Origin of the sequence: Actinomadura kijaniata NBRC 14229, from assembly GCF_001552175.1 — a bacterium.
Taxonomy (GTDB): Bacteria; Actinomycetota; Actinomycetes; order Streptosporangiales; family Streptosporangiaceae; genus Spirillospora; species Spirillospora kijaniata.
Window position 1 is genome coordinate 112794 of sequence record NZ_BCQR01000001.1, and the last position, 19013, is coordinate 131806.

Sequence of the window (19013 nt, forward strand, 5' to 3'; positions counted from 1 at the left end):
GTCAAGACCTTCCGTCCGGAACGTTCCATGAGCAAGAGGGCCGCGTCCTGTCGGCCCGGCGGTCTAAGGTAAAGCGCCATGACGGGACGACCACTCTCGGAGATCGTTGAGGCGGGCTGGGCGCAGGCGCTGGAGCCGGTCGCCGACCGCATAGCGGCCATGGGCGAGTTCCTGCGCGCCGAGGTCGCGGCGGGCCGCCGCTACCTGCCCGCCGGACCCCACATCCTGCGCGCGTTCCAGCAGCCGTTCAACGAGGTCCGTGTGCTGATCGTCGGCCAGGACCCCTATCCCACGCCCGGCCACCCAGTGGGTCTGAGCTTCTCGGTGGCCCCCGGCGTCCGGCCCCCGGAAAGCCTGATCAACATCTACCGGGAGATGCGCGTCGACCTGGAGCTGCCCTGGCCGACCAGCGGCGACCTCACACCGTGGACGCACCAGGGCGTCCTGCTGCTCAACAGGGTGCTGACGGTCGAGCCGCGCAAGTCCGGCTCGCACCGGGGCAAGGGCTGGGAGGAGGTCACCGAGCAGGCCATCCGCGCCCTCGCCGCCCGTGACAAGCCCCTGGTGGCGATCCTGTGGGGCCGCGACGCCCGCAACCTGCGGCCGCTGCTGGGGAGCGTCCCGGCGATCGAGTCGGCCCACCCGAGCCCCCGCTCGGCCGACAAGGGGTTCTTCGGATCCCGCCCGTTCAGCCGGGCCAACGCCCTGCTGGAGCAGCAGGGCGCCGCCCCGATCGACTGGAAGCTGCCCTGAGGCGCCCGCCCCGCTAGCCCTCCGTGGGCAGGCGGCGCAGCAGCGCGGCGAACTCGTCGGACCCGTCCGGCCCGGCGTCCGGCCGCAACGGCGTCAGCCGCCGCCGCTCGTGCCCCCAGTACACGCCGGGGGCGCACGGGTCGTCGGCGTCGGCGTGCATCTCGGCGACCACGTCGGCGAACACCGGCAGCACCTCCGCCACCGACCGCGACGCGATCGGGTACAGCAGCAGCGTGCTGTGGCACGGCGCGCCCACCAGCGCCCCGTGGACGTTGTCGGCGGGCAGGAACTGGTGGATCTCGCTGAGCAGCGCCGACACGTAGCGGCTGCCCGGCTTGGTGATCACCCGCACGTTCCGGCCCGGCAGCAGCGGCTGGTCGCGGACCTGCACGTCGGCCAGCTCGCGGTCATGGGTGTTGGTCATGACGTACCCGAGCCGGTGCAGCCCCAGCAGCCCCGCGCGGGCCTTGGTCAGCGGCCCGCCGTACCGGGGGTGCTCGATCATCACCATCGCGTCGAAGTGGTCCCCGGCCGGGACGACCACCAGGCCCTCCCGGTCGCGCGGCGCCAGCTTCGGCACGATCCGCAGCCGCAGCAGCTCCCGGACGTCGCCGAACAGCTCCATCTCGCCGACCGCCCGCACCGCGCGGTCGTCGACCTCGCGCAGCCACTCGTCCACCAGCCGCGGCCACGCCGCCGGGTCGTCGCGCGCGCACCGCTCCAGCACCGTCCAGGTGGAGGCCCGCGCCTCGGACCGCCCCAGCGGCAGCACCACCTCCGAGGTGCCCTCGTCGAACCAGGCCGACGGGACCACCACGGGCAGCAGATCGCGGATGAGCGCGTGCACGTCCCCCGCCGCGTCCAACGGTTCCAACACCCATCCCCTCTCACTCGTCACCGGTTCACGTCCGTCTCCCTACCTTCTCAGAGTTCCGACTAACTGTGTGATCTATCGCCGGTGTTCGTCTCACCCCGTGCCGGTCGCCGCGAGCGGCGATCCCCAGTACGGTGCACGCATGGCCGAAATCGTGTACCCGCCGGTGATCAAGGCGGCTAAAGGGCTGTTCAAGGCCCTGAACCTGAAGTTCCGCCTGGAGGGAACGGAGAACATCCCCGCCACCGGCGGCGCGGTGCTCGTCAGCAACCACGTCAGCTACCTGGACTTCATCTTCGCCGGGCTCGGGGCGCACCCGGCGGGGCGGCTGGTGCGGTTCATGGCGAAGAAGGAGATCTTCGACAACCGGATCGCCGGGCCGCTGATGCGGGGCATGCACCACATCCCGGTGGACCGCCAGGCGGGCGCGGCCTCCTACAAGGCGGCGCTGAACGCGTTGAAGTCCGGCGAGGTCATCGGGGTGTTCGCCGAGGCGACGATCAGCCGGTCGTTCACGGTGAAGGACATCAAGAGCGGCGCGGTGCGGATGGCGGTGGCGGCGAACGTCCCGCTGGTCCCGATGGCGATCTGGGGGCCGCAGCGGCTGTGGACCAAGGGGCGGCCGCGCCAGCTGTTCCAGCGGGGCGTGCCGATCACGATCCTGGTCGGCGAGCCCATGCACCCCAAGCGCGGCGACGACTACGACCAGGTCACCAAGGAGCTGCGGCAGCGGATCTCGGACCTGCTGGAGAAGGCGCAGCGCGAGTACCCCGAGATCCCGGCGGCCGACGAGAAGTGGTGGCAGCCCGCCTACCTGGGCGGCACCGCCCCGACGCCGGAGGAGGCCGAGGCCCTCGACGCGGCCGAGGCCGAGGAGCGCGCCGCCCGCCGGGCCGCCCGCGAGGCGCGGGAGCAGGGGTAAATTCGATGGACTCCGGCGGGACCACAGGCTGATCATCGAAGGCATGACCACGTCACGGCGCCCGCCGGAGATCCTGCAGCTCGTTCCGGCGCCGGAGGTCCCCGAGGCCGATCCGAGCCCGTCGATCCTGCCCGTCGTCTTCAACCTCGACGAGAACAGCACGCCCGGCGAGGTGCTGGAGGTGCTGGCGCTGCGGCCGTTCGCGTCGGGCGAGCAGCCCTGGGCGCGGTCCACCCGGCTGGAGCACGTCAAGCCCGACGCCCCGCTGCGTCCCCCGGGCGCGCGGCTGGTCCGGTCGGCCCGCGAACGCGGCCAGGAGACGGTGCTGGCGACCGGGGACGGCTGGACGCTGCTGGTCAACCGGTGGAAGGGCGGCGCCTACGTCGCGGTCACCGCCACCGCCGAGGACCTCGCCGAGGAGATCTTCGAGGAGTCGGTCCGGGACGCGACCGACCCGCCCCAGACCGACGACACCAACGTCGAGATGGGCTTCTGGCACCTGTCCGCCCGCGGCCCGCAGCGCAACGAGCGCGCGATCTCCGCCGACCACTGGTCCGACATCCGCCGCAACTACTCGGCCCCGGTGGCCGCCGCCCTGGAACGGGTCATGGCGCTGTCCCCGGACGACGTCTCGGGCCGCCTGCTGCTGCTGCACGGCCCGCCCGGCACCGGCAAGACGACGGCGCTGCGGGCGCTGGCGCGGGAGTGGAAGGACTGGTGCGACGCCGACTGCGTGCTGGACCCCGAGTCGCTGTTCGGGGCGCCGAGCTACCTGATGGAGGTGGCCGTCGGCGACGACGACGAGGAGAAGCGCCGCTGGCGGCTGCTGATCCTGGAGGACTGCGACGAGCTGATCCGCGGCGAGGCCAAGCAGTCGGCGGGGCAGGGCCTGTCGCGCCTGCTGAACCTGACCGACGGGATGCTGGGCCAGGGCCGCGACGTCCTGGTGGCGATCACCACGAACGAGGACCTGACCCGGCTGCACCCGGCGGTGGTGCGGCCGGGACGCTGCCTGGCGCAGGTCGAGGTGGGGCCGCTGACGCAGGCGGAGTCGGCGGCGTGGCTGGCCGAGGCGGGCACGGAGGCGGAGGTCGGCCCGGACGGCGCGACGCTGGCCGAGCTGGTGGCGCTGTCGAAGGGCGAGCGGCCCACCGCCGACCGCCCGTCCAGCACCGCCACCGGTTTCTACCTCTAGTCCGTGTTTCCAAGCCCCGGCGCTCGCGCCTCACCAGGTCCTGGCGAACGCGACATCGCTTCGCGATCCGGCCCGCGGGCCCACGTCGGAACAGGCCCTAGCCCTGGTGGCCGGGCGGTTCCTCCGGTCGTGCCCGGACGCGGGCCTTGTCGCCCTGCGGACCGAAGATGTGCAGGATCTCCACGGGGCGGTCGCCGTTCGGGCCGAACCAGTGCGGCTCGGCCGTGTCGAACTCGGCCACCTCGCCGGGCCCCAGCGTGATCTCGCGTTCCCCGAGGACGAGCAGCAGTTCCCCGGCCAGCACGAACAGCCACTCGTAACCGTCGTGGGCGACGAGCCTGCGGGGGCAGGGCGCGATGACCTGCTTGAAGACCCGCAGGCGGCCCGGGTACCGCGTCAGCGGCACCAGGACGCTGCCCGCGCGGCGCCGCAGCGGGGTGAGGTGGACGCGCGGGTCGCCGGTCGCCGGGGCGGCGATGAGCTGGTCGAGCGCGACGCGGTGGGCGCGGGCGATCGGGATCAGCAGTTCGAGGGTGGGGCGGCGCCGGCCTGACTCCAGCCGGGACAGGCCGCTGACGGAGATGCCGGTCGCCTCCGACAGCGCCGCCAGGGTCATGCCGCGGTCGCGGCGCAGCGAGCGCAGCCGGGGCCCGATGGCGGCGAGCAGTTCTTCCATTTCGGCGTCCACGCCCGCCAGTCTGGCCTGGCCGGGGATTTTTTGCAGTCTTCGCAAATCTCCTGGCCGGGCGGGTTCCGGCGGCCCGACAGTGTTGCTCCCGCGACCATGCGAAGGAGTGACGATGGACAGACGTTGGACGGTGCTGGCGACCTGCTGCCTGAGCCTGTTCCTGGTGGGTCTGGACACGACGGCCGTGAACGTCGCCCTGCCCGCGATCGGCGCCGGGCTGGACGTCGGGACCCGCGGCCTGGAGTGGACGGTCGACGCCTACACGCTCGTGCTGGCGAGCCTGCTGATCACGTCCGGCGCGCTGGCCGACCGGTTCGGGCGGCGCCGCGTGTTCCGGCTCGGGCTGGTCGTCTTCGGTGTCGCGTCGGTCGCCTGCGCGCTCGCGCCGACCGCCGGCGTCCTGGTCGCGGCCCGCGCGGCGCAGGGCGTCGGCGGCGCGATGCTCAGCCCGGTGGCGCTCGCGATCGTCGTCAACGTGATCACCGAGCCGCGGCGGCGGGCGCGGGCGATCGGCGTGTGGGCGGCGGTCTTCGGCGCCAGCATGGCCGCCGGGCCGCTGGTGGGCGGCGTTCTCGTCGCGGAGTCCGGCTGGCGTTCGGTCTTCTGGATCAACGTGCCGGTGGTGGTCGCGGCGCTGGTGCTAACCGCGGTGTTCGTGCCGGAGTCGCGGGCGGAGCGGCCGCGCCGGCTCGACGGGTGGGGGCAGCTGCTGCTGGCCGTCGTGGTCGGCGGCGCGGTCGCCGCGCTGATCGAGGGGCCGCACCTCGGGTGGGGCTCGCCCGCGATGCTGGCCGGCTACGTCGCGGTGGCGGTGGCGCTGGGCGCGTTCGCCGGGGTGGAGGCGCGCCGGGAGGAGCCGCTGGTGGATCCGCGGCTGTTCCGCCGCCCGCCGTTCCTCGCCGCCGCGGTGGGCGCGGTCGTGGTGTTCGTCGCCCTCGGCGCGACGCTGCTGCTCACCACCCTCTACCTCCAGCACGCCCGGGGCATGTCCCCGATGGCCGTCGGGCTCGTCACGCTGCCGATGGCGATCGCCGCGACCGTGTGCGCCCCGCTCTCGGGCGTGCTCGTCGGCCGCTTCGGCGCGCGCCCGCCCCTGCTGCTCGCCGGGGCCTTCCTCACGGCGGGCGGCCTCGGCGCCGTGGGCATCGGCCCGCACCCCGACGTCCGGCTGCTGTCGTCGGCCCTGCTGCTGATCGGTGTCGGGTTCGGGTTCGCGAACGCGCCGATCACCAACACCGCCGTCAGCGGCCTGCCGCCGGCCCACGCCGGGGTCGCCGGGGCGATCACCTCCACCGCCCGCCAGCTCGGCTCGGCCCTGGGCGTCGCCGCCGCGGGCGGCTTCCTCGCCGGCGCCGCCCCCGCCCGGCTGGCCGAGGCGTCCCGCCCCGGCTGGTCCCTGGTGGCCGCCTGCGGGCTGCTGGTACTGATCACGGCCCTGGCCGCCCCAACAGCCGCCTCCCGCCGCAAGCCGCCGATGAACGCCCCGAAGACGGAAACGAACGAACAACGCCTACCCCTCCACCGATGAACACCCCCGGCGCGACGATCAGCCGCCCGGCTCCGGAGACTCCGTCCGACCGGGCACGGGAGCGCGGACCGGAGAGAGGTCGGCGAGATCCTTGCTCGGCCCGGCGCAGCCACGGCGCGGACCGCCGACCGGGCACCGGGGCGGGCGCGGCGGCCAGGGGTGAGTACAGCGGCGGGTGTCCACCTGGAGCCCGGCGCAAAGTGGGGCTTGGCCGTCGCCCGACCAGAGACAGGCTCCCCCCGCTGGTCGCCCAGCACTACCGCGCTCAACCGGCATGATCGCGATGTGGGCGGCGGGGCGGGCGCGGTGGCCAGGGGTGGGCGCGGTGGCGCGCTGACGCTTGGCGCCCGGCGCAGAAGGGGGCTTGGCCGCCGCCCGGCCGGAGGCGGGCTCCCCGGAGGGCTCCCAGCGATACCGCGCTCGCTCGGACCATTGGCAAAGCGTCGGGTGGGGTCAGGGGTGGGTGCGGCGGTGGGTGGCTACTCGTTCTCGGGTGGCGCAGCGGCGGGAGCAGTAGCGGCGGGGCGGGCCGCCGCCGGTGGCCAGGAAGACGTTCTGGCAGGTGCTTGAGGCGCACACGCCGCCGGGCGGGCGCTGGGTGTCCCACAGCAGGATGGTCAGGGCCAGGGCGGAGGAGGTCAGGAACCACTCCGGCCACGGGGCGTCGTCGTGGCCGTCCAGGTGGGGGTGCCACGGGCCGGTGCCGTCGTGGGAGGTCAGGCGCGGGGGGCCGGGGGCCTGGCGGAGGAGGGCGTTCAGGGCGGATGCGGCCCGGTCCACGTGGGCGGCCTCGAAGACCTCGCGCAGCGTCCGCGCGGCGGCCCGCATCTCCCGGACCTCGGCGTCGGTCACGGTCACCGGGTCCGCCTCGCCGTGCTCCCGCAGGATCCGGGCGATCTCGGCGGGGGTCGGGTCCCCGGTGGTCAGGGCGTTGACCAGCGCGACGGTGCGGTGCGCCATGGCCTGCACCGAGTGCCGGGTGGACCATTCACGGCCGGGAGAGGGCATGGCGGCAATGTAACGCATCTGGCGTGGTTTTGCGTTACCTGTGTAACGTGCCGATCATGTTAAAGCGTTACCGCATGGGATGTTATGTCGCCGGGGCGGCCTCGGCGCGGGCCGGGGACGAGATGTCGGGGCCCGCGCTGCTGCTGGCCGGGCTGGCCGTCACCGGCTCGGAGACCGCCGCGTCGACGCTGCTGGCGGGGCTCATGGTCGCCGCCGCCGTGGGCGGCCCCGTCTTCGGGGCGCTGCTGGACCGGGTCGAACGGCCGGGCAGGCTGCTGGCCTGGGCCCTCGCGGTCTACGCGGGTGCGCTCCTGCTCATCCTGGGAACCCTGGGCCGCCTCCCCCTCGCCGCCGTCGCGGCGATCGCGGTCGGCGCGGGTCTGCTGGGTCCCGCGCTGGCAGGAGGGTGGACCTCCCAGTTGCCCCGCGTCGTCGGCCCGGAACGGCTCCCCCGCGCCAACGCGCTGGACGCCATGACGTTCAACGCCGCCGCACTGGCGGGTCCCGCCCTGGCCGGAGCGGTCGCGGCGCTGGCGGGCGCGCCGGCGGGCATGGTCGTGGCGGCCGCCCTCATCCTGGCGGCCCTTCCCGTCGCGTGGACGCTCCCCGCGACGCGGACGCCGCGTTCCAGGACGCCCGGAGGACGGTCCTTCGGGCGGGACCTGGCCGCCGGGGTGGGGGCCATCGTCCGCGTCCGGGCGCTGGCCGCCGCGACGGCGGTCTCCGTGGTCTCCTGTGTGGGGCAGGGCGTCCTGCTCGCCTGCGCCCCGCTGCTCGGGGCGCGGGTCTTCGGCTCGGCCGACCGCGGGGCGCTGTTGCTGTCGGGCGTCGCCGCCGCGGCGCTCGCGGCCAACGCCGTCCTCGCGCGCCGTCCCGGGCCGCTGCGCCCGGACACCGTCGTGTGGGGCAGCGCCCTGGTGCTGGCCGTCGCGCTCCTGCTGGCCGCCACGGAACGACCGGTGCTGGTCGCGGTGGCGGCGCTCGTAGCCGGGGTGGGCGAGGGGCCCCAGCTGACCGCGCTGTTCGCGGTCAGGCACCGGGAGGCCCCGGAACGCCTGCGGGGCCAGGTCTTCACCACCGGCGCCAGCCTGAAGATCACCGGTTACGCGGTCGGGGCGGGGGCCGCCGGGCCGCTCGCCGCCTGGTCGCTCCCCGGAGCGCTGGCCGTCGCCGCAGCCGTCCAGGTCGCGGCGGCCTCGTGCGCGCTGGTCGGCGCCGGGCCGCGTCAGGAACGCGTCGCGCCGGCGAACAGCCGCCGGTAGACGCAGCGCAGGCCGTCCATGTCGTCCACCGGCTCGGCGAACGCCACCCGCAGCGCGAACGGGCCCGGGTCCTCCGTGTCGGGGACGGTGATGTGCAGCCACATCCCGTGCCGGTCCAGCGCCAGGGGGCGGACCACCGTCGCCTCCGACGGGAAGTGGCCCAGGTTCTTCAGCAGGAGGCGGAGTTCGTCCCGGTGGGCGCCGTCCAGGTGGGTCAGGACGCCCGCCTCCACCGCCGTGAACGGGTCGGGCGCCCCCGCCGCGTACTCCTCCGGCTCCAGGTTCGCCGTCCCCCACGGGTCCTCGATCTCCACCTCCGCGACCTCCAGGGCCAGCAGGGTCCACTCCTCGCCCAGGTCCAGCAGTTCGGAGCGCGGGTGCAGGCGCGACAGGCGGACGGCCGCCGCGCGGCGTTCGGACGCGGGGACCTCCGTCAGCCAGCCGTGCAGCCACGCCCGGCCCCGCACCCGGTCCGGCAGCGCCACCGGGGCGACGTCGCTCAGCCGCAGCGTCGCGGGCAGGTCCGGCTCGCCCGCCAGCGCCGCCACGATCGGGGAGCCGGTGGGCATGAGGAGCAGGGGGCGGCCGTTCTCGTCGGTGATGTGGGCGGAGACCGGCGCGTACGGGACGCCCGGCGCGACCAGGACGCCGTCCGCCACCCCGTAGGCCAACGTGCGCGCCCGCTCGGCCGCGGTGGGCCGTCCCGTGGTGCCCTCGCTCATCATCCACCCTCCTTGACGTTGTAGGTTAGGCTAACCTAACTAAGCCTTACCTAACCACAGCGAGGTGCGTTTTGAACAACTCCCGCCCCAAGGTCCGCCTGTCCCGCGCGCTCGGCATCCCGCTGACGCCCAAGAGCGTGAAGTACTTCGAGGCGCGGCCCTACCCGCCGGGCGTGCACGGCCGCGCCCGCAAGAACGAGTCCGACTACAAGGTCCGGCTGCGCGAGAAGCAGCGGCTGCGCGCGCAGTACAACATCCGCGAGACCCAGCTCCGCAACGCGTTCGCCAAGGCCGCCAAGGTCAAGGGCGCCAAGACCGGCGAGGCCCTGATCGTGGACCTGGAGCGCCGGCTCGACGCGCTGGTGCTGCGCGCCGGGTTCGCCCGCACGATCTACCAGGCCCGCCAGTTCGTCGTGCACCGCCACATCCTGGTGAACGGCAAGCGCGTCGACCGGCCCTCCTACCGCCTGCGCCCGGGCGACGTGATCCAGGTCGCCGAGCGCAGCCGCCAGATGACGCCGTTCCAGGTCGCCGCCACCGGGGCCCACACCGAGAACGTCCCGGGCTACCTGGACGTGCGGCACGAGGCGCTGGTCGCGCAGTTCACGCGGCTGCCCGAGCGCGGCGAGATCCCGGTGATCTGCGACGAGCAGCTCGTCGTCGAGCACTACTCGCGCTGACGCGCGTTCGGCGCGCACAACCGCATACGGCCCGGGGCGGGTCTGGACAGGTGTCCGCCTCCATCGGATACAGTCAACCTAGCGATTGCTTGGCCAGTACTCCGATGGAGGCCCCCGGACATGATCGAATTCCACCCCATGACCCGGAACATCGGTGCCGAGGTCACCGGCGTCGACATCAGCAAGCCCCTCGACGGGGAACAGGTCCAGCAGATCCGCGACGGCCTGCTCACGCACATGGTGCTGTTCTTCCGCGACCAGCACATCACCGACGAGGAGCACGTGGCGTTCGCCAAGCAGTTCGGCACCGCCAACCTGCCGCCGATGGACACCTCCGGCAGCGCCGTGCACGTGCTGGACCAGACCGACCCCAAGGGCGAGGGCGGCGACCAGTGGCACAGCGACAACACGTTCATGAAGACCCCGCCGATGGGGTCGCTGCTGCGCGCGGTCATCCTCCCCGAGGTCGGCGGCGACACCCTCTGGGCCAACATGTACATGGCCTACGACTCGCTCGCGCCCTGGCTCCGGCGGCTCTGCGACGAGCTGTACGCCGAGCACGACCTGACCATGTCGGTCACCAAGGCCATCGACAAGGGCCACCGGATGGACCTGCGCGCGATGCAGGAGAAGAACCCGCCGGTCGTCCACCCGGTCGTCCGCGTCCACCCCGAGACCGGCCGCAAGGCCCTCTACGTGAACCGCTCCTCGGTCACCCGCCTCATCGGCCTGTCCCGCCGGGAGAACGAGGCGATCCTGCCGCTGCTGTTCGACGCGGTCCGCGACCCGCAGTTCCAGGTGCGGCTGAAGTGGCGGGTCGGCACGCTGGCGTTCTGGGACAACCGCCCGACCCAGCACTACGCGGTCGCCGACTACACCCAGCGCCGCAAGATGCACCGCGTCACCATCAACTGCCCGGCCGAGATCGACGACGGCGTTCCCAAGGGCCCCGACGGCGTGACCGGCGCCGACGCCCCCGCCGAGGCCGCCGCCGCCCGCTACCTGTAGGCCGTGTTTCCAAGCCCTGGCCCACGGCGCTCGCCCAGGGGGCTCGCGCCTCACCAGGGCTTTTGTAACACTGCCTAGAGGCGGCCACCGACAGATCCCGGGTCAGCGCAGTGAGCCCAGCTCCTCGCGGGCGTGGGCGCGCAGGGTGCGCAGGGACTCGACCATCGCGCGCAGCTCGTCCTCCCCCAGCGGGGCCGCGAAGTGGCGGCGCAGCGTCTCGGCGTGCACGGTCAGCGCCTGCGCCAGCTTCGCCTCGCCCGCCTCGGTCAGGCGCACGATCTGGCGGCGCCGGTCCCCCTCGGCCGCGTGCCGCGTCACCAGGTCCGCCGTCTCCATCCGGTCGATCAGCCGGGTCGCCCCGCCGCTGGTCAGGATCAGCGACGCCGCCAGGTCCCCCATCGACACCGGCCCGTCCTTCAGCCGCAGCAGCGCCTCGAACACCGCGTGCCGGATCCCGCACCGCCGTTCCAGCTCGCGGCCCGCGATCCTCTCCAGCGCCGCCGCCGCGCCCAGCAACGTCCCGAACTCCCCGACCAGAGGATCCACGCCCGTCTTCCCTCCCGAACCCGAAGTCCCGGCCCCCAGCACAGCACAGCGCGCCCCGTCCGGCGTCCACCGGGTGGGGCGCGCACGGTCCGGGCCGTCAGTTCTTGGGCTTGGTGTCCTTCTCCTTGCCCTTGTCGGTGCCGGTGCCGCCGCCCGGAACGGCCAGCCCGCCGTCGTCGCAGCCGCGCTTCTGCTGGTTGTTGCCGGAGGCGAACTGCTGGGTGACCTTCCAGTCGCCGCCGACCTTCGACAGCGACAGCCGGATCAGGTTGGCCGGAACGTCGGTGTTGAGGGTCTTGCTGCGCACGGTCACGTCCACCGAGACGGTCGCGGTGGCGAACCGCTCGTCCACGCTGCCCACGAACGTCTGCGCCGTCTTCGACGTCAGCGCCAGCTCGGGCTGCTCCTTGAACGTGTTGCCCAGGTTCGGCAGCGTGCACTGCTTGAAGTTGTCCAGCAGGTCGCCCGCCATGAGCTTCTGGGCCTTGTCCATCTGGGACTGGTAGTTGGCGGCGTTGTAGTTGAGGGCGGCGTTGCCGTAGGCGGCGGCGACCTTCTCGACGGACTTGCGGTCCTCCTCGGCCGACGACAGCGACGACGCGCTGGTCCACTGCCAGATCGCCAGGCTCGCCAGCGCCGCGACCAGCACGACCGTCACGACCGCGGCGGTGCGGGTCATGCCGAACGCCGACCCCGCCGGGGCCGCGTCCACGTTGACCGGCGCGGGGCGCGCCTTCTTCCCGCGGGGAGCCGCGGACTCGTCGTCCTCGTCGTCGGATTCGTCGTCGGCGTCCGCCTCGACCGGCTTGGTCAGTTTCGGGCGCGGCCGGGCGGCGGCGGGCTTGGGCTTCGGCTCACGCCGCTCCTCCTCCTCGACCGACTTCAGCACGTCGTCCAGGTCGAGGTCGTCATCGTCGTCGTCGATGACCTCGATCACCCGCACCCGGCGCTTGCGCCTGGCCGGGCGGGACGCCTCCCCGCCCGCCGCGTCCTCGTCGGGGGCCTCGACCTCCGCCGCCGGCGTCTCCTCGGCGTCCTCGGTGACGTCCTTGGGGGTCCTGGCTGTCACTTCGGGTACTCCTCGGGGGTTGGGGATCAGTCCTCGCGCCGGCGGCGCGAACGCGGGCGGGGCAGGCGCGAGAGCACGGGCACCGAGCCCGCCATCACCCTGATCAGCACCATCAGGGCCAGGACCGGGGGAACGTACACTAGCCAAACCGGCGGTCCGGCAGAAGAGTCGCGCGCGTTCTCCGCGGCCCTGCGCGCCGCCAGCGGATCGGGCACGGTGCCGGGCGGGTTGGGCTTGTTGTGGGCCGGGTCGTGGGAGGGCCTCGTGTCACCGGGGTTCTTGCCCTGGTACGACGCCTGCCTGGTGGTGATCGGGTCGCGGCCGCCCGGGCAGCGCAGCATCGGGTTGACCGCCGGCTGCGGCAGCGGGTGCTTGAACTCCAGCGTCGCCTGCTTGCGGAGCGTGACCAGGAAGACCACGTTCAGCACCGGCCTGCCCTGGTCCTGGCCGATCACGTTGTCCAGCACGACCTTCAGCGACGGCGACAGCCGCAGCGTGCGGCGCAGGTCGGCGAGGGCGTCGGGGTTGTAGCGGGTGATGCCGAGGTCGGCCAGCGACCCGACGGCGCACTCGAAGTCGGGGCCGGTCTTGTCCAGGAGCCTGTTGACGGTGCTGAGCAGTTCGGGGCCGTCGTCGCGCAGCACCTTCAGCTCGCCGCGCACCTGCCGCAGGGCGCCGGTGAGGGCGGCGAGGTTGTCGATGCCCGCGCCGAGGTCGCCGCGGTTGGCGTTGAGCACGCTCGCGATCCTGCCGAGGTCGGAGGTGAGGCCGTCGAGCAGCTCGGTGTTGTCGGCGAACGTCTGGGTGAGCTGGTCACCCCCCTGGATGATCTGCCGCAGCGAGCCCTCGCGGCCCGACCAGCCCTCGGCGAGCTCGTGGGTGAGGACCCGGGCGTCGTTGGGGTCGATGGCCTTGAGCGTCTTGATGACCGCGCCGAACAGGTCGCCGTAGCGGGGCGGCACCTTGGTCTTCGACACCGGGATCACGGTGCCGGGCCGCATCGTCGGGCCGCGCGCCGCGCCGGGCTCGGGGGTGATCTCGACGACCGGCTCGCCGACGGCGGACTTGCGGGCGGCGGCGGCCGTGACGTTCGCCGGGATCCGCGTCCCCCGCTCGATGTCGAGCCGCACCACCACCTTGGACTTCTCCAGCCGCACCGAGTCGATCTTGCCGATGCGCACGCCCAGGTAGTCCACCTCGAAACCCGGGTGCAGGCCGGGTGAGGACTCGAACTCGACGGTGACGCGGTAGGGCCGGTCGATGAAGTCGAACCGCACCACGCTGGTGAACGCCCAGACCGTCATCAGCACGGCCAGCGCCGCGAAGACGCCGAGGTTGATCGTGAGTCGCCTGGTCATCGCCGCGGCTCCAGGATGTCGTCCAGGTCGGGCAGGGCCCCGCGCAGTCGCCCGGGGAGTTTCTGTCCGGTCTTCTTGGGCTGCCCGGCGCCCTGGCCGCTGCCGCCGCCCTGCCCCGGGATCACCAGCGTGCCGTCCGGCCAGACGATCCGCAGCAGCGGGTACAGCAGCAGCTGACCGTCGTAGCTGGCGCGCGGCAGTTTCTGCTCGAACGTGACCAGCCCGTTGACCAGGTTGGTGAGGCGGGTCCGGTTGTTGCCGAGCTGGGCCAGGACCGGGTCCAGGTCGCGCAGCAGCCGCCGGAAGCGGGCGACGCGGCCCTCCAGGACCTTGTCGTTGAGCTCGGCGGCCATCCTGGTGAGCTTGTCGACGGTCGACAGGATGCGGTGCTTGTTCTCGTTGAGCAGCCGGGTCGTCTTCTCCAGCTCGCCGGGGGCCCGGCTCAGCTCGTCCTCACCCCGGGCGAGCGCGCGGCCGAACCGGGCGAACTCGTCGACCGCGCGGCCGAGCTCCGCCCGCTGCTCGGCGAAGATCTTCAGTAGGTCGCCGGACTTGGCGATGGTGGAGTTGAGCTTCTTCCCGTTGCCGTCCAGGGCGGTGGCCCCGGCGTTGACGACGGTGGCGACGTCGTTGCCGGCCAGCGCCTTGAGCAGCGGGCCGGCCTGCCCGACGACCTGCTCGAACGCGGGCTGCACGCTCGTCTGCCGGATCGCCGCGCCCTTGGCCAGGAACGGCCCCCGATCCATGCTGCCGCCCGGCGGCAGGGACAGGTCCACGTAGTTCTCGCCCAGCAGCGACGTCACCCTGATCTCGGCGCTGGTGCCCTGCGGCAGCCGGATCCCGTCCTTGATCGACAGGGTGGTCCGGGCCTTGTACCCCTCGGCCAGCTCGACCTTGGTGACGCTGCCGACGTTGACGTCGGACATCTTGACGCTGTGCCCGGCGACCAGGCCCTGCGCGTCGTCGAACGTCGCGGTCAGCTTCAGCTCGCCGCGGTCGCCCCCGGCGGTGCGGAACGAGCAGGCGGTGACCGTCGCCGTCAGCGACAGCGTCACCGCGACCGCGACCCCTCTCACCAGATGTCTCATGGACGGCCTCCGTTCTGGCCGGCGCCCTCGCGTTCCATCCAGGGGCAGTTGGAGTTCGGCTTGGGCAGCGGGCAGGGCACGTACTCGCGGTTGAGGATCGTCCGCAGCCAGGTCCGCAGGAAGTTGTCGGTGGCGAAGCGGATCTGCAGCGACTTGTTCCGCGGGTTGTAGCCGTTGATGAGGGCCTCGTTGATGCCCGGCAGCGCCCGCAGCAGCTGCGCGAGCGACTGGGCGTTGCCCTTCAGCACCAGCGCGGTCTTGGTGAGCACCGCCAGGTCGTAGGGCAGCTGGCCCTTGTACTTGTCCAGCAGCTTGTCGCCGTGCCGCGACAGGTCGACGATGCCGCGCACCAGCTCCTGGAGCTCGCCGCGTTCGGCGCTGAGCACGCGGGTGGCCTCGCCGAAGTTGCGGATCATCTGGCCGAGGACCTGCTCGCGGCCCCGCACCACCCCGGCGAGCCGGTCGAGGTTGCGGGCGACCTCGATGAGCTCCTTGTCCTGCCCGGCGATGTTCTCCACCAGGCGGCCCGACTCCTCCAGGGTGGCGTTGAACGCCCTGCCGTTGCCGTTGAAGGAGTCGGCGGCGTCGCCGAGCGCCTTCTGCATCTTGGTCGGGTCGAGCGCGTTGGCCAGGTTCGTGAACGACGACAGCGCGTCGTCCACCTCGACCGGGACGTGGGTCCGCTCGATCGGGATGACGTTGCCCGTCTCCTTCGGCTCGCCGGGCCTCCACGCCGGGTGCAGCACCAGGTTGCGCTCGCCGACCAGGTTGAGCGGCACGATCGACGCCTGCACGCCCCGGGGCAGCGGCACGTCCCGGTCGATGTGGAACGTCACCTTGATGCGGTCGCCCATGTTGACGACCTCGTCGACCAGCCCGACGTCGGCGCCCATCACCTTGACCTTGGACTCCTTGTAGAAGGAGCGGGCCTTCGGCACGTACACCGTCATGCGGCGCTGGCCGAGGCCGTCGCCGCCGACCAGGGCGCAGCCGCCGAGCGACGCCAGCAGCGCTCCGGCCAGCACCACCACCGCCGGCCAGGGACGTCTCGCGACCATCCTCATCAGTTGCCTCCCCCTCGCCGGTCGGACGCCGGCCGGTTGCCGCCGGAGTCGGCGGGCGGCCATCCGCTGGAGATCGGCCCGGTCGGCTGGAGCGGGCCGAGGCCGGTGATGACGCCCTCCACCCACCGGCCGTTGCCGCGCACGGCGGCGACGCGGCTGAACGTCGGGCCGAGCAGCGAGAAGTCGGTGTTGAGGGCGTCCATGTTGGGCGCCAGCCGGGTGGTCAGCAGGTGCAGGTTGTCCAGCAGCCGGTTCAGCTCGCGCTCGTTGCGGGCGATGACGTTGGACAGGGTGCGCACGGTGCGGCTGCCCTGGCCGATGGTGGCGGCCAGCTCGTTGCGCCGCCGCACCAGCGTGTCCAGCAGCACCTGCGAGGAGTTGATGATCTGGGTGAGCTTCCGGTCCTTGGCGGCCAGCGTCCCGGTGATCGACCTGCTGTTCTCGATCAGCTTCTCGATCTCGGGGGCGGAGTCGTTGAGCGTGCGGGACACCCGCTGCACGTTCGTCAGGATCTCCTTGAGCTTGGCCGCGCTCGGCGACTCGATCCTCCCGACCTCGGTGAGCAGCTTGTCGATGCTCCTCTGGTCGAGCTTGCCGACGATGTTCTGCGCGCCCTCCAGCGCGTCGGGCACCGTGAACGGCACGCTGGTGCGGTTGAGCGGGATGCGCCGCCGCGGGTCGGGCAGCGTCGCCAGGTAGGGGCGGGCGACCGGGCCCGACAGCCGCACGTAGCGCCCGCCCAGCAGCGTCGTGGTCTGGATCTCGGCGCGGGTGTCGACGCCAAGGTCGATACCCGCGTTGACGTGCATCTTCACGAGGATCCGGCCGCGAGCGAAGTCGGGTTCGACGGAGGTGACGCGCCCGGACTTGACGCCCGCGACCCGCACGTCCTGGCCCGCCTTCAGCCCGGCGGTGTCGGAGAACTCGGCGGTGACGGTGTAGCCGCGGTCCAGCAGATGCAGCTGCCCGATCGCGAACGCGAACACGCACGTCGCGGCGAGCAGGCTCAGGAAGACGATCGCGACGACGCGGTGGTTGACGTCGCGCAGCGACTTGAGCGCCATCAGCTCCCCCCCTGCAGCATCCGCCGGAGCTTTTCCAGCTCGTCGGGCTTGGGCGCGTTCTCCGGGGCGGTGCGGCCCGACTGCGGGGGCAGCCGCATCGGGAACGGGCACGGGCCCTGCTGGATGTTGAGGCAGACCACGTTGGTGCGCAGGAAGTTGCCGCCGTTGCCCGCCGCGAAGAGCTGCCGCAGCGTCACCGGCAGGTTCCGCACCATGCGCTCCAGCTGGTCCACGTTGAGGCGGAAGGTCTCGGAGAACTTGCCGAGGTTGTCGATGATGCGGGCGAGCTGCGCGTCGTTGCCGCCGAGCACCTGGTTGAGGTTGGTGGTGACGCCCGCGACCTCCACGACCGCGTCCTCCAGCAGCCGGTGGTTGTCGGCGAACACCTTCGACAGCTCGGCGAGGTTGTCGACGCTGGCGGCGATCTGCCGGTCGCGGGTGGCGACGGCCTCGCTGACGACCTCGTAGTTCTTGATCATGTCCCGGATCGTGCCCCTGCGGGCCTCGAAGGTGCGCAGCAGCACGTCCAGGTTCCGGACCATCACGTTGATGTTGTCCTCGTTGCCCTCCAGCGCCTGGGACAGCGAGAACAGGATCTTGTTGAGCTGGTTGGGGTCCAGGTTGCGGGTGAGCGGGCCGAGCGCGTTGACGACCTCGCCGAGGTCCACCACCGAGCGGGTGTGCGGGACGCGCGAACCGGGCGCGAGCTTCGCGGGGCTCTGGCCGGGCTCCAGGTAGACGACGCGCTGGCCGACGACGTTGCGCCAGCGGACCGCCGCGGTGGAGTCGGCGGGAACGCGGACCTCCCGGTCGATCTCCATGCCGACCACGGCCTTGCCCTGCCGCACGCGGATCGAGGTGACCTGCCCGACCGGCGTTCCGGCGATCTTGACGACATCGTTCTCCAGCAGCCCGGTGACATCGTCGAAGATGGCGGTGATCCTGTAGCGCGCGTTGAAGCTGGTGGCCAGGATCTGCTGCCCGATGAAGAACGTCAGCAACCCCGTCAGCAGCACGAACACGCCGAACTTGACGGTCACCGCGTACTGCGGCCCACGGCCCGGACGGCCGCGGAGACGTCCGATCATGGCCGCACCACCATCGTCGGCCCGCTCTTCACCTTCTGGTCGAAGGCCGTCCGGGTCGGCCGCGTCGGGCAGATGTCGACCAGCGTCTGGCAGATGTCCAGCGGCAGCGTGTCGACCGCCTGCGCGAGCAGCGTCCCGTTCGGGCCGGGCACACGGATGATCTGCGACAGCAGGTTGAAGAAGCCGTTGAGGGTGTCCAGCAGCGTCGGGATGTGCCGCCGCTCCTGCGCCAGCACCGACGCGACGTCCCCGGCGTCGTCGATGAGCTCGCCCAGGTCGCGGCCCCGGCGTCGCAGCGTGCCGCCGACCGTGTCGGCCAGGTCCCCGCCCTCGGCCAGCAGTTGCTGCACCTTGTCGGGGCGCTCGTGGATGACGGGACCGACCTGGTTGAAGTCGCCGGTGAACCGCATCCAGGTGTCACCGCGCGAGCCCAGCGTCCCCGAGATCCCCGACACGTCGCTGATGAGCCGGCTGATGACGGCGCGCTTGGCGTGCGTGGCGTCGATGACCTTGGAGCCGTTGTCGATGGTGCGGCGCAGCGCGGGCCCCTGCCCGTTCAGCCCGGCCGCGAACGTCCGCAGCACGGTCGCCAGCTCGTCGGGGTTGATCGCCCGGGTGAGCCGGTAGGTGGGCCAGGCGGTCTCCGACAGCTCCTGCGGGTCCCGGGTCTGGGCGATCCGCCCGCCGGCGGGCAGGAAGGGCCCGCTCAGCTCGTTCCGCCCCAGGTCCAGCACCAGGTCCTTGGGCCCGAACACCGACAGCGGCTCGATCCGCGCGGCGGTCGTGGTGGGCACCCTCACCCCCCGGTCCAGCCGCAGCCGCACGTCGACCCGCCCGTCCCGGCCGAGCGCGACCCGGTCGACGGTGCCGACGGTGATACCGCGGATCTTCACGTCGGACTTGCCGGGGTCCAGCCCCTGCCCGGCCCGGGAGAACGCGGCCCGGTAGTAGGTGGACCCCGCCGTGTCGGGCGTCGCGCCGAGCGCCACCACCGTGGCGGCCCCGACGATGACCCCGGCACCGACCAGCCCGAACATCACACGAGAACGCGAGGAGAGGGGTTCGTCGCTCATCGGATACCTCCGAGGAGACTTCC

Annotated in this window: 19 protein-coding genes; 7 read left to right on the forward strand and 12 right to left on the reverse strand. The window is 72.7% G+C overall.

Going from position 1 to position 19013, the window contains the following annotated elements:
• Positions 1 to 78 precede the first annotated feature (78 nt).
• Positions 79 to 753, forward strand: coding sequence for a uracil-DNA glycosylase (locus tag AKI01S_RS00535; RefSeq protein WP_067810913.1), 675 nt, complete (start codon positions 79 to 81; stop codon positions 751 to 753).
• Between the two features lie 13 nt (positions 754 to 766).
• Here the strand turns inward: AKI01S_RS00535 and AKI01S_RS00540 are convergent, their stop codons facing one another.
• The gene (locus tag AKI01S_RS00540) at positions 767 to 1630 is read right to left on the reverse strand and encodes a hypothetical protein (protein ID WP_067810915.1); all 864 of its coding nucleotides are present in this window, start codon (positions 1628 to 1630) and stop codon (positions 767 to 769) included.
• Between the two features lie 139 nt (positions 1631 to 1769).
• Between AKI01S_RS00540 and AKI01S_RS00545 the strand changes: the two genes are divergently transcribed.
• Together AKI01S_RS00545 and AKI01S_RS00550 are read left to right on the forward strand one after the other, a co-directional pair.
• Positions 1770 to 2549 (forward strand): lysophospholipid acyltransferase family protein, encoded by a 780-nt coding sequence (locus AKI01S_RS00545; protein ID WP_067810917.1) that lies wholly within the window; start codon positions 1770 to 1772, stop codon positions 2547 to 2549.
• 43 nt (positions 2550 to 2592) lie between these two features.
• Entirely contained in the window at positions 2593 to 3744 is a 1152-nt protein-coding gene (locus AKI01S_RS00550) for a DUF5925 domain-containing protein (RefSeq protein ID WP_083998672.1), read from the forward strand.
• A gap of 97 nt (positions 3745 to 3841) precedes the next feature.
• Here AKI01S_RS00550 and AKI01S_RS00555 read toward each other — a convergent pair whose 3' ends face one another.
• Positions 3842 to 4432 (reverse strand): helix-turn-helix transcriptional regulator, encoded by a 591-nt coding sequence (locus AKI01S_RS00555; RefSeq protein WP_067810919.1) that lies wholly within the window; start codon positions 4430 to 4432, stop codon positions 3842 to 3844.
• Between the two features lie 112 nt (positions 4433 to 4544).
• Here AKI01S_RS00555 and AKI01S_RS00560 point away from each other — a divergent pair, with 112 nt between their 5' ends.
• Positions 4545 to 5960: an MFS transporter gene (locus tag AKI01S_RS00560; RefSeq protein WP_083998675.1), complete on the forward strand. Its 1416-nt coding sequence runs from the start codon at positions 4545 to 4547 to the stop codon at positions 5958 to 5960.
• 453 nt (positions 5961 to 6413) lie between these two features.
• On the opposite strand, the gene AKI01S_RS00565 is transcribed toward AKI01S_RS00560, so the two are convergent.
• A complete protein-coding gene (locus AKI01S_RS00565; protein WP_245681425.1) occupies positions 6414 to 6968 on the reverse strand; it encodes a CGNR zinc finger domain-containing protein in 555 nt (184 codons plus the stop codon).
• 56 nt (positions 6969 to 7024) lie between these two features.
• Here AKI01S_RS00565 and AKI01S_RS00570 point away from each other — a divergent pair, with 56 nt between their 5' ends.
• Complete coding sequence (locus tag AKI01S_RS00570) at positions 7025 to 8230, forward strand: MFS transporter (protein WP_083998677.1); 1206 nt, start codon at positions 7025 to 7027, stop codon at positions 8228 to 8230.
• Here the strand turns inward: AKI01S_RS00570 and AKI01S_RS00575 are convergent.
• Complete coding sequence (locus AKI01S_RS00575) at positions 8194 to 8952, reverse strand: DUF2470 domain-containing protein (protein WP_245681426.1); 759 nt, start codon at positions 8950 to 8952, stop codon at positions 8194 to 8196. The genes AKI01S_RS00570 and AKI01S_RS00575 overlap by 37 nt on opposite strands.
• Positions 8953 to 9023: 71 nt before the next feature.
• Between AKI01S_RS00575 and rpsD the strand changes: the two genes are divergently transcribed.
• Complete coding sequence (gene rpsD / locus AKI01S_RS00580) at positions 9024 to 9632, forward strand: 30S ribosomal protein S4 (protein ID WP_067810932.1); 609 nt, start codon at positions 9024 to 9026, stop codon at positions 9630 to 9632.
• 120 nt (positions 9633 to 9752) lie between these two features.
• Positions 9753 to 10640 (forward strand): TauD/TfdA dioxygenase family protein, encoded by an 888-nt coding sequence (locus AKI01S_RS00585; RefSeq protein WP_067810935.1) that lies wholly within the window; start codon positions 9753 to 9755, stop codon positions 10638 to 10640.
• 102 nt (positions 10641 to 10742) lie between these two features.
• Here AKI01S_RS00585 and AKI01S_RS00590 read toward each other — a convergent pair whose 3' ends face one another.
• The 8 genes from AKI01S_RS00590 to AKI01S_RS00625 form a co-directional block, all read right to left on the reverse strand.
• Positions 10743 to 11186, reverse strand: coding sequence for a MarR family winged helix-turn-helix transcriptional regulator (locus tag AKI01S_RS00590; RefSeq protein WP_083998679.1), 444 nt, complete (start codon positions 11184 to 11186; stop codon positions 10743 to 10745).
• 97 nt (positions 11187 to 11283) lie between these two features.
• Positions 11284 to 12255 (reverse strand): hypothetical protein, encoded by a 972-nt coding sequence (locus tag AKI01S_RS00595; protein ID WP_067810941.1) that lies wholly within the window; start codon positions 12253 to 12255, stop codon positions 11284 to 11286.
• A 26-nt stretch (positions 12256 to 12281) separates the two neighbouring features.
• Entirely contained in the window at positions 12282 to 13613 is a 1332-nt protein-coding gene (locus tag AKI01S_RS00600) for an MCE family protein (RefSeq protein ID WP_067810944.1), read from the reverse strand.
• On the reverse strand, positions 13610 to 14701 hold the full coding sequence (locus AKI01S_RS00605) for an MlaD family protein (protein WP_067810947.1): 1092 nt from the start codon (positions 14699 to 14701) through the stop codon (positions 13610 to 13612). The genes AKI01S_RS00600 and AKI01S_RS00605 overlap by 4 nt, the downstream gene beginning before the upstream one ends.
• The gene (locus tag AKI01S_RS00610; protein ID WP_245681427.1) at positions 14698 to 15765 is read right to left on the reverse strand and encodes an MCE family protein; all 1068 of its coding nucleotides are present in this window, start codon (positions 15763 to 15765) and stop codon (positions 14698 to 14700) included. Before AKI01S_RS00610 ends, AKI01S_RS00605 begins: the two co-directional genes overlap by 4 nt.
• Complete coding sequence (locus AKI01S_RS00615; protein WP_067810951.1) at positions 15765 to 16829, reverse strand: MlaD family protein; 1065 nt, start codon at positions 16827 to 16829, stop codon at positions 15765 to 15767. Before AKI01S_RS00615 ends, AKI01S_RS00610 begins: the two co-directional genes overlap by 1 nt.
• Positions 16829 to 17917: an MCE family protein gene (locus AKI01S_RS00620; RefSeq protein ID WP_067810953.1), complete on the reverse strand. Its 1089-nt coding sequence runs from the start codon at positions 17915 to 17917 to the stop codon at positions 16829 to 16831. The genes AKI01S_RS00615 and AKI01S_RS00620 overlap by 1 nt, the downstream gene beginning before the upstream one ends.
• Entirely contained in the window at positions 17914 to 18990 is a 1077-nt protein-coding gene (locus AKI01S_RS00625; RefSeq protein WP_083998681.1) for an MCE family protein, read from the reverse strand. Before AKI01S_RS00625 ends, AKI01S_RS00620 begins: the two co-directional genes overlap by 4 nt.
• Positions 18991 to 19013: the final 23 nt, after the last annotated feature.

What these genes read in the sequence shown, in the direction of transcription:
- AKI01S_RS00535 (WP_067810913.1), top strand. Translation starts at nt 79, where the DNA reads ATGACGGGACGACCACTCTCGGAGATCGTTGAGGCGGGCTGGGCGCAG.
- AKI01S_RS00575 (WP_245681426.1), bottom strand. Translation starts at nt 8,952, where the DNA reads ATGAGCGAGGGCACCACGGGACGGCCCACCGCGGCCGAGCGGGCGCGC.
- AKI01S_RS00600 (WP_067810944.1), bottom strand. Translation starts at nt 13,613, where the DNA reads ATGACCAGGCGACTCACGATCAACCTCGGCGTCTTCGCGGCGCTGGCC.
- AKI01S_RS00550 (WP_083998672.1), top strand. Translation starts at nt 2,593, where the DNA reads ATGACCACGTCACGGCGCCCGCCGGAGATCCTGCAGCTCGTTCCGGCG.
- AKI01S_RS00605 (WP_067810947.1), bottom strand. Translation starts at nt 14,701, where the DNA reads ATGAGACATCTGGTGAGAGGGGTCGCGGTCGCGGTGACGCTGTCGCTG.
- AKI01S_RS00625 (WP_083998681.1), bottom strand. Translation starts at nt 18,990, where the DNA reads ATGAGCGACGAACCCCTCTCCTCGCGTTCTCGTGTGATGTTCGGGCTG.
- AKI01S_RS00620 (WP_067810953.1), bottom strand. Translation starts at nt 17,917, where the DNA reads ATGATCGGACGTCTCCGCGGCCGTCCGGGCCGTGGGCCGCAGTACGCG.
- AKI01S_RS00560 (WP_083998675.1), top strand. Translation starts at nt 4,545, where the DNA reads ATGGACAGACGTTGGACGGTGCTGGCGACCTGCTGCCTGAGCCTGTTC.
- AKI01S_RS00565 (WP_245681425.1), bottom strand. Translation starts at nt 6,968, where the DNA reads ATGCCCTCTCCCGGCCGTGAATGGTCCACCCGGCACTCGGTGCAGGCC.
- AKI01S_RS00610 (WP_245681427.1), bottom strand. Translation starts at nt 15,765, where the DNA reads ATGAGGATGGTCGCGAGACGTCCCTGGCCGGCGGTGGTGGTGCTGGCC.
- AKI01S_RS00545 (WP_067810917.1), top strand. Translation starts at nt 1,770, where the DNA reads ATGGCCGAAATCGTGTACCCGCCGGTGATCAAGGCGGCTAAAGGGCTG.
- AKI01S_RS00615 (WP_067810951.1), bottom strand. Translation starts at nt 16,829, where the DNA reads ATGGCGCTCAAGTCGCTGCGCGACGTCAACCACCGCGTCGTCGCGATC.
- AKI01S_RS00585 (WP_067810935.1), top strand. Translation starts at nt 9,753, where the DNA reads ATGATCGAATTCCACCCCATGACCCGGAACATCGGTGCCGAGGTCACC.
- AKI01S_RS00570 (WP_083998677.1), top strand. Translation starts at nt 7,025, where the DNA reads ATGTTAAAGCGTTACCGCATGGGATGTTATGTCGCCGGGGCGGCCTCG.